Source organism: Brevundimonas phoenicis, assembly GCF_047237745.1.
Lineage (GTDB): Bacteria > Pseudomonadota > Alphaproteobacteria > Caulobacterales > Caulobacteraceae > Brevundimonas.
The window spans coordinates 2,235,392-2,247,313 of sequence record NZ_JBDFLN010000001.1 but is presented as its reverse complement, the minus strand read 5'-3'; the positions used below and the strand labels follow the sequence as shown (position 1 = coordinate 2,247,313).

At 65.7% G+C, this 11,922-nt stretch carries 11 protein-coding genes; 9 read left to right on the top strand and 2 right to left on the bottom strand.

Annotated elements, in window-relative coordinates:
• Positions 1-283 precede the first annotated feature (283 nt).
• Positions 284-643, bottom strand: a complete 360-nt coding sequence (locus tag ABC419_RS11125) for a 5-carboxymethyl-2-hydroxymuconate Delta-isomerase (RefSeq protein WP_412877457.1) — start codon at positions 641-643, stop codon at positions 284-286.
• 73 nt (positions 644-716) lie between these two features.
• Between ABC419_RS11125 and ABC419_RS11120 the strand changes: the two genes are divergently transcribed.
• The 4 genes from ABC419_RS11120 to ABC419_RS11105 are packed head-to-tail and all read left to right on the top strand — an operon-like array spanning position 717 to position 4,406.
• Complete coding sequence (locus ABC419_RS11120) at positions 717-983, top strand: DUF1467 family protein (RefSeq protein WP_412877458.1); 267 nt, start codon at positions 717-719, stop codon at positions 981-983.
• A gap of 60 nt (positions 984-1,043) precedes the next feature.
• Positions 1,044-2,360 carry a proline--tRNA ligase gene (gene proS / locus ABC419_RS11115; protein WP_412877459.1) on the top strand — a complete coding sequence of 439 codons (1,317 nt, stop codon included), beginning with the start codon at positions 1,044-1,046 and terminating at the stop codon, positions 2,358-2,360.
• Positions 2,357-3,670, top strand: coding sequence for a lipoprotein-releasing ABC transporter permease subunit (locus tag ABC419_RS11110; RefSeq protein ID WP_200215718.1), 1,314 nt, complete (start codon positions 2,357-2,359; stop codon positions 3,668-3,670). The genes proS and ABC419_RS11110 overlap by 4 nt, the downstream gene beginning before the upstream one ends.
• Positions 3,663-4,406 carry an ABC transporter ATP-binding protein gene (locus ABC419_RS11105; RefSeq protein WP_292060719.1) on the top strand — a complete coding sequence of 248 codons (744 nt, stop codon included), beginning with the start codon at positions 3,663-3,665 and terminating at the stop codon, positions 4,404-4,406. Before ABC419_RS11110 ends, ABC419_RS11105 begins: the two co-directional genes overlap by 8 nt.
• Here ABC419_RS11105 and ABC419_RS11100 read toward each other — a convergent pair.
• Positions 4,403-5,131: a hypothetical protein gene (locus ABC419_RS11100; RefSeq protein ID WP_412877460.1), complete on the bottom strand. Its 729-nt coding sequence runs from the start codon at positions 5,129-5,131 to the stop codon at positions 4,403-4,405. The genes ABC419_RS11105 and ABC419_RS11100 overlap by 4 nt on opposite strands.
• On the opposite strand from ABC419_RS11100, the gene ABC419_RS11095 reads away from it, so the two are divergent.
• The 5 genes from ABC419_RS11095 to tsf all read left to right on the top strand — a co-directional run bounded on the left by ABC419_RS11095 (position 5,096) and on the right by tsf (position 11,790).
• Positions 5,096-5,614, top strand: a complete 519-nt coding sequence (locus tag ABC419_RS11095) for a response regulator transcription factor (protein ID WP_412877461.1) — start codon at positions 5,096-5,098, stop codon at positions 5,612-5,614. The genes ABC419_RS11100 and ABC419_RS11095 overlap by 36 nt on opposite strands.
• 233 nt (positions 5,615-5,847) lie before the next feature.
• Positions 5,848-9,303, top strand: coding sequence for a DNA polymerase III subunit alpha (dnaE, locus tag ABC419_RS11090; protein ID WP_412877462.1), 3,456 nt, complete (start codon positions 5,848-5,850; stop codon positions 9,301-9,303).
• Positions 9,303-9,668: a GFA family protein gene (locus tag ABC419_RS11085; protein ID WP_412877463.1), complete on the top strand. Its 366-nt coding sequence runs from the start codon at positions 9,303-9,305 to the stop codon at positions 9,666-9,668. Before dnaE ends, ABC419_RS11085 begins: the two co-directional genes overlap by 1 nt.
• Before the next feature lie 240 nt (positions 9,669-9,908).
• On the top strand, positions 9,909-10,751 hold the full coding sequence (rpsB, locus tag ABC419_RS11080) for a 30S ribosomal protein S2 (RefSeq protein ID WP_125900160.1): 843 nt from the start codon (positions 9,909-9,911) through the stop codon (positions 10,749-10,751).
• Between the two features lie 100 nt (positions 10,752-10,851).
• A complete protein-coding gene (gene tsf, locus ABC419_RS11075; RefSeq protein WP_125900161.1) occupies positions 10,852-11,790 on the top strand; it encodes a translation elongation factor Ts in 939 nt (312 codons plus the stop codon).
• Positions 11,791-11,922: the final 132 nt, after the last annotated feature.

Below are 11,922 nucleotides of genomic sequence, written 5' to 3'. Positions count from 1 at the left end.
AATGGGGAGGTGGATCGGGCGCGTGAGCGCCCGAGACGGAGGGGCTGCTTGGTTCCGCTGTCGCTAAGCCCCTCCACCACTTCGCGGTCCCCCTGCCCACTTTGTGGGGAGGAAAAAGGAGCGCCTCTTTCTCCCTCCCCTTCATGGGGAGGGTGGCTGAGCCAGATAGGGCGAAGCCGGGTGGGGGCGGCAAGGCTGTTCAGGCGCGGAGGCCAGGATCGCCTCGCCCTCCCCACCCGGTCGCTTCGCGACCACCCTCCCCATGAAGGGGAGGGAGAGGGAATCAACTCCCCAGCGTGACCTTGCGATAGTTATCCCGGTCGAGATTCCCGATCTCGACCGACACCTGCTGCGGCCCGTCATAAGGCGCCAGGCCCGCCAGCAAGGCCGCCTCCACCGCCTCGCCCAGGGCGGTCTTCTGTTCCTGGGTGCGGCCGCTGAGGATGCGCAGGTCGCAGTGGACCATGGCCTGATCCGGGTCGCCGTCGGCGATGATCAGGCGGTCGCAGCGCACGATGCGCGTCTTGCAGGCGGGAAGGGTCGCGCCGACCATCTCGACACAGAGGCGATGAATCTCCAGCGCCATGGCGCGCCAGTCGGTCGCGTCGAAATGGGTGGAGTGTTCCAGCGTAATCTGTGGCATTCAGGGCGTCCTTGTTGCGGAGCCTCTCTTATCGCGCCGCGACGATGATTGCGATGAACGGACTTTAGAGACGATGCCCCTTGGCCCCTTCACCCTGGTCGCCACCTTTCTGACGGTGTGGTGGATCGTGCTGTTCGCGATTCTGCCGCTGGGCATGTCGGACCAGATCAAGGATCCGCCGACGGACGGCACCCAGTGGGGAGCGCCGAAGAACCCGAACCTCAAGAAGAAGTTCATCACCACGACCTGGGTGTCGATCATCGTCTGGGTCATCATCGTCGCCATCGTCTGGATCGGCTGGACCCCCGTGCCCGACATCACCCACGCCAACGCGCTCTAGCTTTCGCCCCCTTCGCCCGGTTAAACCTCGGGCCTGACTGAATTTGCCGAGAATCCTCCCATGCGCCTGTCGCGCTACTTCCTGCCGATCCTGAAAGAAGCCCCCTCCGACGCCCAGATCGTGTCGCATCAGCTGATGCTGCGCGCGGGCATGATCAAGCAAGAGGCCGCGGGCATCTACGCCTGGCTGCCGCTGGGCCTGCGGGTGCTGCGCAAGATCGAGAACATCGTCCGCGACGAGCAGGTCAAAGCCGGCGCCGTCGAGCTGCTGATGCCGACGCTGCAACTGGCGGACCTGTGGCGCGAGAGCGGCCGCTACGACGCCTATGGCCCGGAGATGCTGCGCATCACCGACCGTCATGAGCGCGAGCTGCTGTACGGACCGACCAACGAGGAAATGGTCACGGATATCTTCCGGGCCTATGTGAAGAGCTACAAGGCCCTGCCGCTGAACCTCTTCCACATCCAGTGGAAGTTTCGCGACGAGCGCCGCCCGCGCTTCGGCGTCATGCGCGGTCGCGAGTTCCTGATGAAGGACGCCTATTCCTTCGATCTGGACGAGGCCTCGGCCCGCATCGCCTACAAGCGGATGTTCGCCGCCTATCTGAACACCTTCGCCCGCCTGGGCCTGAAGGCGGTGCCGATGCGCGCCGATACCGGCCCGATCGGCGGCGACCTGAGCCACGAGTTCATCGTTCTGGCCGAGACCGGCGAGAGCGAGGTCTTCTGCGACCGCAAGCTGGTCGAGATGGCTGCGCCCGGCCACAATCTCAGCGTCGAGCAGTTGGAGGGCGTGTTCAACGAACGCACGGCCCTCTACGCCGCGACCGAGGAAATGCACGACGCGGCCCAGTTCGAGACCCAGACCGCCGAGGGCGACCGCCTGTCGGCGCGCGGCATCGAGGTCGGCCACATCTTCTACTTCGGCACCAAATACTCGGCCGCCATGAAGGCCAAGGTCGCCGGGCCGAACGGCCAGGACACCGAGGTCCACATGGGCAGCTACGGCGTCGGCGTGTCGCGCCTGCTGGGCGCCATCATCGAGGCCAGCCATGACGAGGGCGGCATCATCTGGCCGGACTCGGTCGCACCGTTCGACGTGGCGGTGATCAACCTGCGCGCCAGCGACGAAGCCGTCTCGGCCGCGTGTGAAGACGCCGTGGCCAAGCTGGAAGCTCTGGGCAAGGACGTCCTCTACGACGACACGGACGAGCGGCCGGGCGGCAAGTTCGCCACCGCCGACCTGATCGGCGTGCCGTGGCAGCTGACCATCGGGCCCAAGGGTTTGGCTGACGGCGTGGTTGAACTGAAGCGCCGCGCCACCGGCGAGAATCAGAGCCTGTCGCTGGACGCCGCCTTGGAGCTGCTGACGAAATGACCGACGCCGCGACGGCTTCCGCCCCGCAGCCCGCGCCCAAGCCGGCCGGCCCGTTCTCCAGCTGGGAGATCGGGCTGGCGCTCCGCTATCTGCGCGCCAAGCGCAAGCAGGGCGGGGTGGCGCTGATCGCCATGATCAGCTTCATCGGCATCATGCTGGCCGTCGCCGTGCTGATCAGCGTGATGAGCATCATGGCGGGCTTTCGCGGCACGCTGATGGATCGGATCCTGTCGTTCAACGGCCATATGTATGTGCAGGGGCCGGTGCTCTATGCGCCCGATCGCGACGCCGCGCTGAAGCGGATCGCCGACGTGCCGGGCGTCGTGTCTGTGACGCCTTTGACCGAAAGCCCCGCCATGTTCCGCGCGGGCAATCTGGCGACCGGCGGCATGGTGCGCGGCGTAAGGCCCCAGGACTTGGCCTCGATGAAGTTCGTCTTTGAAAGCCTGAGTCCGGGGGCGCGCGAACGGTTCGGCAAGGGCGAGTACGGCGGCGATCACGTCCTGATCGGCAAGACCCTGGCGGAGGAAGCGGGGCTGCGCGAGGGGGATCCGATCTCGCTCTACACTCCGACCGGCGCGGACAGCGCCTTCGGCAATTTGGGCGGGCTGGAGAAGACCTATATCGTTGGCGGAATCTATACGTCAGGCGCGGCCGATTACGATCGCGCCTTCATCTTCATGCCTCTGGAGCAGGCTCAGCTCTTCTTCGGCAAGGATGGCGTCTGGGACATCATCGAGATGAAGGTAGCCGAGCCGGATAAGGTCGAGAACTTGCTGGCGCCCGTTCAGCGCGCCGCCGGGTCGGGCAACGCCGTCACCGACTGGCGCAACCGTCAGGCCGCGATCTGGGGCGCGCTTCAGGTGGAGCGCACGGCCATGAGCATCATCCTGGGCATGGTGGTCGCCATCGCCGCCATGAACATCATCAGCGGCATCGTCATGCTGGTGAAGAACAAGACTCGCGACATCGCCATCCTGCGCACCGTGGGCGCCAGCCAGTCGTCCATCCTGCGCATCTTCTTCATGTCGGGCGCGGCCATCGGCATCGGCGGCACCATCGCGGGCCTGGTTCTGGGCCTGCTGTTCTGCTGGAACATCGGGGCGATCCAGCATTTCCTCGAGGGCCTGCTGGGCGTCCAACTGTTCAACGCCGAGGTCTATATGTTGGATTCCGTTCCGGCCAAGGTGGACCCGTGGGACGTGACCTGGGTCGCGGTCTTCTCCTTCTTCATGAGCTGCCTGGCCAGCTTGCCGCCGTCGTGGAATGCGTCGCGCATCGATCCGGTGGAGGCCTTGCGCTTTGAATAGGTTGCTGAAGAAGAAGCCCGCCGTCGCCGCCGAGACGAACGGCGCCATCCTGTCGTTGCGTGGGGTGACGCGGACCTATCCGACCGCCCAGGGCGGGCTGACGGTGCTGAAGGGCGTCGATCTGGAGGTCATGCCGGGCGAGGTCGTCGGCCTGATCGGTCCTTCGGGGTCGGGCAAGTCCAGCCTGCTGCACGCGGCGGGTCTGCTGGAGCGGCCGACCAGCGGCCAGGTGCTGATCGACGGCGAGGACGTCGGCGGCCTGGACGAGCGGGCGCGCACGCGCCTGCGTCTGCACCGCATCGGCTTCGTCTATCAGTTCCACCACCTGCTGCCGGAGTTCGATGCTCTGGATAATGTGGCCCTGCCCATGCGTATCGCGGGCGTAGGGGAAGGGGAGGCGCGGCGTCGCGCGACCGAGAAGCTGACGGCGCTCGGTCTGGGCCAGCGCGTCACGCACCAGCCCGCGCAACTGTCGGGCGGCGAGCAGCAGCGCGTCGCCATCGCCCGCGCCCTGGCCAACAGCCCGCGCCTGCTGCTGGCGGACGAGCCGACCGGCAACCTGGACCCCGCCACCAGCCAGGCGGTGTTCGAATCCCTGCGCGAACTGGCCAAGACCACGGGCGTCGCCGCCCTGATCGCCACGCACAACATGGAGTTGGCCGGTCACATGGACCGCGTCTTCGCCCTGAAGGACGGCCACCTGGAACAGCGGGCGGCCGAAAGCCACGCCTACTAGGAGGCGATGAGCCGCGTCGTCGCCTGCAGCGGCGTGCGATAGGGCATCATGGTCCAATGCAGCGCAGCTGCGCCCAGCAGCGGCGGGACGTCGGCATATCGGGGATGAACCGGGTCGATCGCGCGACGCAGGACCGCTGTCTCGTCCGGCCTGAGCGGCGGTTGAGACAGCGCCAGGACACGGTGGATACGAAACTGCACCGTTTGCCGCCAGGCCTCCGTCGACGCCGTCTCGCAGGGACTGGCGCCGAGCAGTTGAAGGAAGCCGTCAAGAGAGCCGGGCGACCCTTCCATGGCGTAGATGATGACGTCATCCACGCTGGCGGCCACGCCGGCGAGCCCCAATGACCGGGCTTGGTCGCGTCGCATGTCGATCAGGGCCGGCCACCGTGCGCCTTGCGCGAATCCTGACGGAGGCTGGGTCAGGAATACGGCGCTTTGCAACACAGCGAGCCTCCATGTTCGCCTCGGCGTAACTGAAATATCGTTCTGCGTATGCTCACACGGGATCAACTGCGTGGGACTACGAGGTTTTTCCCGCGCTAAGCCTTGCGTAGTTTCAACGACATGATGCGTGATGGCGTGGACGGCGGTCGAAATGAACAAGATGCGGAAAGGGTTGGGCGCGCTATCGCTGAAATCGCCATCATTGATGATGATCGGGCGCTGCTGGAGCTGACCCTTTTGGCGGTGCGTGAGGCGGGGTTCTCCGCCGTCGGTTTTCATGAACCGCTCGACGCCTTGATGTGGGCGTCCGACGCCGATCCGACCTGCCTTGTCGCCGACCTGAAGATGCCGGGCGTCGAAGGGTTGGATCTCGTGGCCGCCTTCTGCGCCCTGAACCGACATGCCGTTATCGTCGTCAGCGCCTTCGTGGACGTGCGGACGACGGTGGACGCCATGCGCCTGGGCGTGGACGATGTTCTGCCCAAGCCCACGAGGATCGATGAGTTGGTGCGCGCCCTGCGTCGCGGGGCGGAGGCCTTGGCGTCCACGCCGGCGCGTGAGGAACTGACCTTCACCCGCCGCGAGCGTCAGGTCGCTGAGATGCTGGTCGAGGGGCTGACCACCAAGCAGATCGCCCAGAACCTGGAGCTGAGCCCGCGCACGGTCGAGTTCTTTCGCGCCAGCCTGCTGCGCAAGACGCAGTCCCCCAACTCGGCCGCTCTGGCCTCGGCGCTGACCCGGCTCGGCTTCCTCGCGAATTGAGGTTGACGAGAACAAAGCGGCAACATAGAACAAATGGGCAACATCTGATCTGGGGATAAAATCAATGACGCGTTGGGTGAGGGATCTGCTGTCGCTTGCGTCCTGCGGCGGCTTCGTCTGGATGGTCTGGCAGGCGGCCTTCCTGGTGACATGACCGCGCCCCATTGAGGCGCGACTCCCTGCATGATGACGATGCGCCCGTGTGATCGGGCGCTGCGATGCGGAGTTTTCGATTGGCGGATGCGGTGAACAGTCAGGGCTTTGTCCACCTGCGGGTCCGCAGCGCCTATTCGCTGCTGGAAGGGGCGATCAAGGCCGGCAAGATCGGCAAGATGGCCGCCGATGCTGGAATGCCGGCGGTGGGTGTGGCGGACCGCGCCAATCTGTTCGGCGCCCTTGAGTTCAGCCAGACGACCAAGGATGCGGGCGTCCAGCCCATCGTCGCATGCGCCCTGCCGGTGCTCGATATCGGCGGGCAGGTCGCCCAGCGGTGGGCCAAGACGCCGACGGTCGTGCTGATCGCCCAGAACGAGCAGGGCTGGCTCAACCTGTGCGCCCTGTCGTCCGCCGCCTATCTGGACGCAGGCGAGATGGCCGAGCCGGGCGTGCCCTGGGGACAGGTTGTGGATAAGTCCGAAGGGCTGATCCTGTTGTCCGGCGGTCCCGACGGCCCCATTGATCCCCTGTTCGTGCAGAAGAAGTCGGCCGAGGCCGCCGAAGCCCTGGCGGAGATGAAGCGGGTGTTCGGCGATCGCTTCTATGTCGAACTGCAACGCCACGGCCTGTCCAGTGAGACGGTGGCCGAGGGCGGGCTGGTCGAATGGGCCTACGCCAACGACGTGCCGTTAGTCGCGACCAATGACGTCTATTACGCCAAGGCGGCCCAAGCGAAGTCGCATGACGCCTTGCTCTGCATCTCCGACGGCGCCTTCACGGGCCAGGAAGACCGCCGCCGCGTCACCGGCGAGCACTGGTTCAAATCGGCCGAGGCGATGCGCGAACTGTTCGCGGACCTGCCCGAGGCCTGCGACAACACCATTCAGATCGCCCGCCGCTGCGCCTTCCTGGTCAAGACGCACAAGCCGATCCTGCCGCGCTTCGACACGGGGGCTGGCCGATCGGAAGACGACGAACTGGCGCACCAGGCGCGCGAGGGGCTGAAGGCGCGGCTGGAAAAGAACCAGGCTTACGCGCCCGAGGAAGACTACTGGTCCCGCCTGGAATGGGAGGTCGGGATCATCCAGCAGATGGGGTTCCCCGGCTACTTCCTGATCGTGGCGGACTTTATCAAATGGGCCAAGCTGCATGACATCCCGGTGGGGCCGGGGCGGGGCTCGGGGGCCGGCTCCCTGGTCGCCTGGTCGCTGACCATCACCGACCTGGACCCTCTGCGGTTCGGCTTGCTGTTCGAGCGCTTCCTCAACCCTGAACGGGTCTCCATGCCCGACTTCGACATCGACTTCTGTCAGGAGCGGCGCGAAGAGGTCATCGACTATGTTCAGGACCACTACGGCAAGGACCGGGTGGCTCAGATCATCACCTTTGGCACCCTGCAGGCGCGGGCCGTGCTGCGCGACGTGGGGCGCGTGCTGCAAATGCCGCTGGGCCAGGTGGACCGTCTGGCCAAGATGGTGCCCGCCAACCCCGCCAACCCCGTGACCCTGGCGCAGGCCATCGACCTGGAGCCGCGCCTGCGCGAAGCGCGCGACGCCGAGCCTGCGGTCAAGGCGTTGCTGGAGACGGCGCTGGAGTTGGAAGGTCTCTACCGCAACGCCTCGACCCACGCGGCGGGCATCGTCATCGGCGATCGGCCGCTGACGGAACTGGTGCCGCTGTATCAGGATCCGCGCTCCACCATCCCGGCCAGCCAGTTCAACATGAAGTGGGTCGAGCCCGCGGGCCTGGTGAAGTTCGACTTCCTGGGCCTGAAGACGCTGACGGTGCTGGATCGGGCCAAGAGCTATCTGGAGCGACGCGGCGCGGCGCAGGACTGGGGCCTGCTGCCGCTGGACGATCCCAAGACTTATGAGCTGATGGCCTCGGGCCAGACGGTCGGGGTGTTCCAGCTGGAATCTCAGGGCATGCGCGACACCCTGCGCAAAATGCGCTGCGGCTCGATCGAAGAGATCACCGCCCTGATCTCGCTCTATCGGCCGGGGCCGATGGAGATGATCGACACCTACATCGACCGGAAATTCGGCCGGGCCGAAGTCGATTACCTGCACCCCAGCCTGAAGGAGGTGCTGACCGAGACCTACGGCGTCATCATCTACCAGGAACAGGTGATGAAGATCGCCCAGATCCTGGCGGGCTACAGCCTGGGCGAGGCCGACCTGCTGCGCCGCGCCATGGGCAAGAAGAAGAAGGAGGAGATGGATTTCCAACGCCTCCGCTTCGTCAAGGGCGCCTCAGAGAAGTCCGTGCCGGAGGCCCAGTCGGGCTCTATCTTCGACCTGGTGGCCAAGTTCGCGGGCTATGGTTTCAACAAGTCGCACGCGGCGGCCTATGCGCTGATCTCGTTCCAGACGGGCTGGCTGAAGGCCAATCACCCGGTGGAGTTCTTCGCGGCGTCGATGAGCCTCGATCTGTCGAACACCGACAAACTGGCGGTCTTCTATCAGGATTGCCGACGGTTCGAGGTTCCGGTCTTGGCGCCCGACATCAACCGTTCATCCGCGGACTTCGACGTGTCGTGGAAGGACGGTCAGGGCAGCGTGCTCTATGCGCTGGGCGCCATCCGCAACGTGGGTCTGGAGGCGATGAAGCACGTCATCGAGGTGCGCGAGACGGGCGGGCCCTTCCCCGACATCTTCGACTTCCTGGAGCGGGTCGATCCGCGGGCGGTGAACAAGCGAGCGCTGGAAGGCCTGGCGCGCGCGGGCGCGTTCGACAGCATCCATCCGAACCGCCGCCAGCTGTTCGAACAGGCTGATGTGCTGATCGCCTATTGCCAGAGCGTGGCGGCGGAGCGGGCCTCGTCCCAGGTCAGCCTGTTCGGCGCCGATCAGGCCGCCGCGGCGCGGCCGCGTCTGAAGAGCGTCGAGCAGTGGGCCGGACCGGACAAGCTGGATCAGGAGCTTTACGCCGTCGGCTTTTATCTGTCGGGCCACCCGCTGGAAGAGCTGACGCCTGCATTGAAGCGCAAGCGCGTGACCTTCGTGGCCGAGGCGCAAGGGCTAGCCGAGGCGGGGCATGAAGCCTTCCAGATGGCCGGTGTGGTGCGCCGCCGTCAGGAACGGGCCAGTGCCCGCACCGGCGAGAAGTTCGCCTTCGTCACCTTCTCGGACCCGACGGGCGAGTTCGAATGCCTGTTCCCGCCTGAACAGCTTCGGCGGTGCCGCGAGGTTCTGGAGGTCGGGACGTCGGTTCTGGTCAAGGTTCGGGCCAAGGCGGCCGACGGCGAGGTGCGCTTCTTCGGCGACGACGCCAGCCGCATGGACGTGCTGCTGGACGACGCCCAGATCGGGCTGCGCGTCGTGCTGTCGGCTCAGTCAGCGGACGCCGAGGCGCTGAAGGCTCGGCTGGACCGGGCGCGAGCGCAGGGCAAGGGCGGCGAGGTCTGGCTGCAGGCGACGCTGGGCGGCCGCACTGAGGTCGAGATCAAGTTGCCGGGACGATACCGGCTGGACGCGGCGCTGCGCGGCGCGTTGAAGTCGGCGCCGGGGGTGGTGATGCTGGAGGACGCCTGATGAGCGAGACGAGCGTGAAGACCCATGCCGGGTCGTGCCACTGCGGCGCCGTGGCCTATGAGGTGGATGTCGGGCTGGACGGCCTGATGGAGTGCAACTGCTCCCATTGCTATCGCAAGGGGTTCGTCCTGGCCTTTGCGCCGCGTTCGGCTTTTCGCCTGACCAAGGGCGAGGAGGCGACGACCTCCTACTTCTTCAACCAGCACAAGATCGAGCATCGCTTCTGTCGGACCTGCGGGGTGCAGCCGTTCGGTTACGGCGTGGCGCCCGACGGCAGCGAGGTGGCGGCGGTCAACATCCGCACCCTGACGGATGTGGAGCCGTGGGATTGGACCGCCCAGCGCGTGGACGGCCGCAGCTTCTGATCCTTTCGGCGGGCGCTGAGCCTGTTCGCGCGGTTTGGGGAGAGTGAGCCTGACGCGGCTTTGCGGCCCATCATCTTCGGCGCCTTGCCTTTTTCGGCCGTTTCGCCTACATGCGCGGCGCACTTCGCACGTGGGCGTGGCGCGGCCCGGGGAGACATCCCGGTCTGCACCGTTCCGAGGGATCAGCCGGTCCTTTTAACCGCCCGCGCTAGGTTTGATCGGAAAAAGGAAAAGACGATCATGGCTCTGCCTGAATTCTCGATGCGTACGCTGCTGGAAGCCGGCGCTCACTTCGGCCACCAGACGCACCGCTGGAACCCGAAGATGGACCGCTACATCTTCGGTTCGCGCTCGAACATTCACATCATCGACCTGTCGCAGACGATGCCGCTGTTCCACCAGGCTCTGGTGGCTGTGCGCGACGTCGCCGCCAAGGGCGGCCGCGTCCTGTTCGTCGGCACCAAGCGCCAGGCCGCCGGCCCGGTGGCTGAAGCCGCCACGCGCTGCGCCCAGTACTACATGAACAACCGCTGGCTCGGCGGCACGCTGACCAACTGGCGCACCGTTTCGGGCTCGATCGCTCGCCTGCGCGAGCTGGAAACCATCGTCGGCGCCGGCGGTGAAGGCCGTAACAAGAAAGAGCTGCTGACCCTGCAGCGCGAGAAGGACCGTCTGGAACTGTCGCTGGGCGGCATCAAGGACATGGGTTCGGTGCCGGACATCATGTTCGTGATCGACACCAACAAGGAAGCGATCGCGATCCAGGAAGCCCGCAAGCTGAACATCCCGATCATCGCCATCCTGGACACCAACTCGGACCCGGACGGCATCACCTATCCGGTTCCGGGCAACGATGACGCCGCTCGCGCCATCCAGACCTATTGCGATCTGATCGCTGACGCCGTTCTGGACGGCCTGGCCGCCGGCGCCGCCGCTCAGGGCATCGACCTGGGCGCTTCGGAAGCTCCGGTCGAGCCGGCCCTGCGTGAAGCCGCCGTGGTTGAAGCCGAAGCCGCTCCGGCCGGCGCTGAAGGCGCAGCTGAAGAGCTGGTCGCCGCCGAGGCCGAGAAGGTCGAGGGCTGAGACTGACGTTCCGGCGCCGCCGCGCGCCGGACCGACGTCAACTTGACATGCGGCCGGGCTAAACAGTCCGGCCGCCCATTTTGAATTTCAGGAGAAGAACATGGCCGAGATCACTGCCGCCCTTGTGAAGGAGCTTCGCGAGCGTTCGGGCGTCGGCATGATGGACTGCAAGAAGGCGCTGGTTGAGACCAACGGCGACATCGACGCGGCTATCGACTGGCTGCGCGCCAAGGGCCTGTCTAAGGCCGCCAAGAAAGCCGACCGTGTCGCCGCCGAGGGCCTGGTGGCCGTCGCCGTGCGTGAAGACGGCAAGGGCGAAGTCGCCTCGGCCATCGAGTTCAACGCCGAAACCGATTTCGTGGCCCGCAATGACCTGTTCCAGGCTGCGGCCAAGGAATTCGCCCAGCTGGGCCTGCACCACGACGGCGTCGACGCCATCCACGGCGCGACCCTGGAAAACGGCAAGAGCGTTCAGGACGAAGTCACCAACCTGATCGCCACCATCGGCGAAAACATGCAGCTGCGTCGTGCGGCTCGCCTGTCGGTCGATGAGGGCGTGGTTTCGACCTACGTTCACAACGCCGTCTCGCCCAGCGTAGGCCGTATCGGCGTGCTGGTCGCCTTGGAAGGCGCCGGCGACAAGGAGGCCCTGCGTGAAGTGGGTCGTAAGATCGCCATGCACGTGGCGGCCACGGCTCCGCTGGCGCTGGACACCTCGGACCTGGACCCGGCCGCGATCGAAAAAGAACGCGCCGTCCTGATCGAGAAGGCCAAGGAAGAAGGCCGTCCGGAAAACATGATCGAAAAGATCGTGGAAGGTCAGATCAACAAGTTCCAGAAGGACGTGGTGCTGTCCAAGCAGCCGTTCGTCATGGATCCTGACGTGACCATCGAGCAACTGGTCGCCAACACCGGCAAGGAACTGGGTTCCACGCTGAAGCTGGCCGGCTTCGTCCGTCTGGCCCTGGGTGAAGGCGTCGAGAAGGTAGAAACCCCCGACTTCGCGTCGGAAGTCGCCTCGATGACGGGCGGCAACTAACTCGAAACATCTTCCCGAAAGGGAAGAAATTTCAAAAGGGCGCGTTCGGCTTTGATGGCTGGCGCGCCCTTCGTCTATGATGAGCCGCCGATTCACCTCGCGCGGATGCGTAACCCCTGTATCCACGGACCC

Coding starts and splice junctions, on each gene's coding strand:
- ABC419_RS11125 (WP_412877457.1), bottom strand. CDS start 643: ATGCCACAGATTACGCTGGAACACTCCACCCATTTCGACGCGACCGAC.
- ABC419_RS11120 (WP_412877458.1), top strand. CDS start 717: ATGCCCCTTGGCCCCTTCACCCTGGTCGCCACCTTTCTGACGGTGTGG.
- proS (WP_412877459.1), top strand. CDS start 1,044: ATGCGCCTGTCGCGCTACTTCCTGCCGATCCTGAAAGAAGCCCCCTCC.
- ABC419_RS11110 (WP_200215718.1), top strand. CDS start 2,357: ATGACCGACGCCGCGACGGCTTCCGCCCCGCAGCCCGCGCCCAAGCCG.
- ABC419_RS11100 (WP_412877460.1), bottom strand. CDS start 5,131: ATGAAAACCGACGGCGGAGAACCCCGCCTCACGCACCGCCAAAAGGGT.
- ABC419_RS11085 (WP_412877463.1), top strand. CDS start 9,303: ATGAGCGAGACGAGCGTGAAGACCCATGCCGGGTCGTGCCACTGCGGC.
- rpsB (WP_125900160.1), top strand. CDS start 9,909: ATGGCTCTGCCTGAATTCTCGATGCGTACGCTGCTGGAAGCCGGCGCT.
- tsf (WP_125900161.1), top strand. CDS start 10,852: ATGGCCGAGATCACTGCCGCCCTTGTGAAGGAGCTTCGCGAGCGTTCG.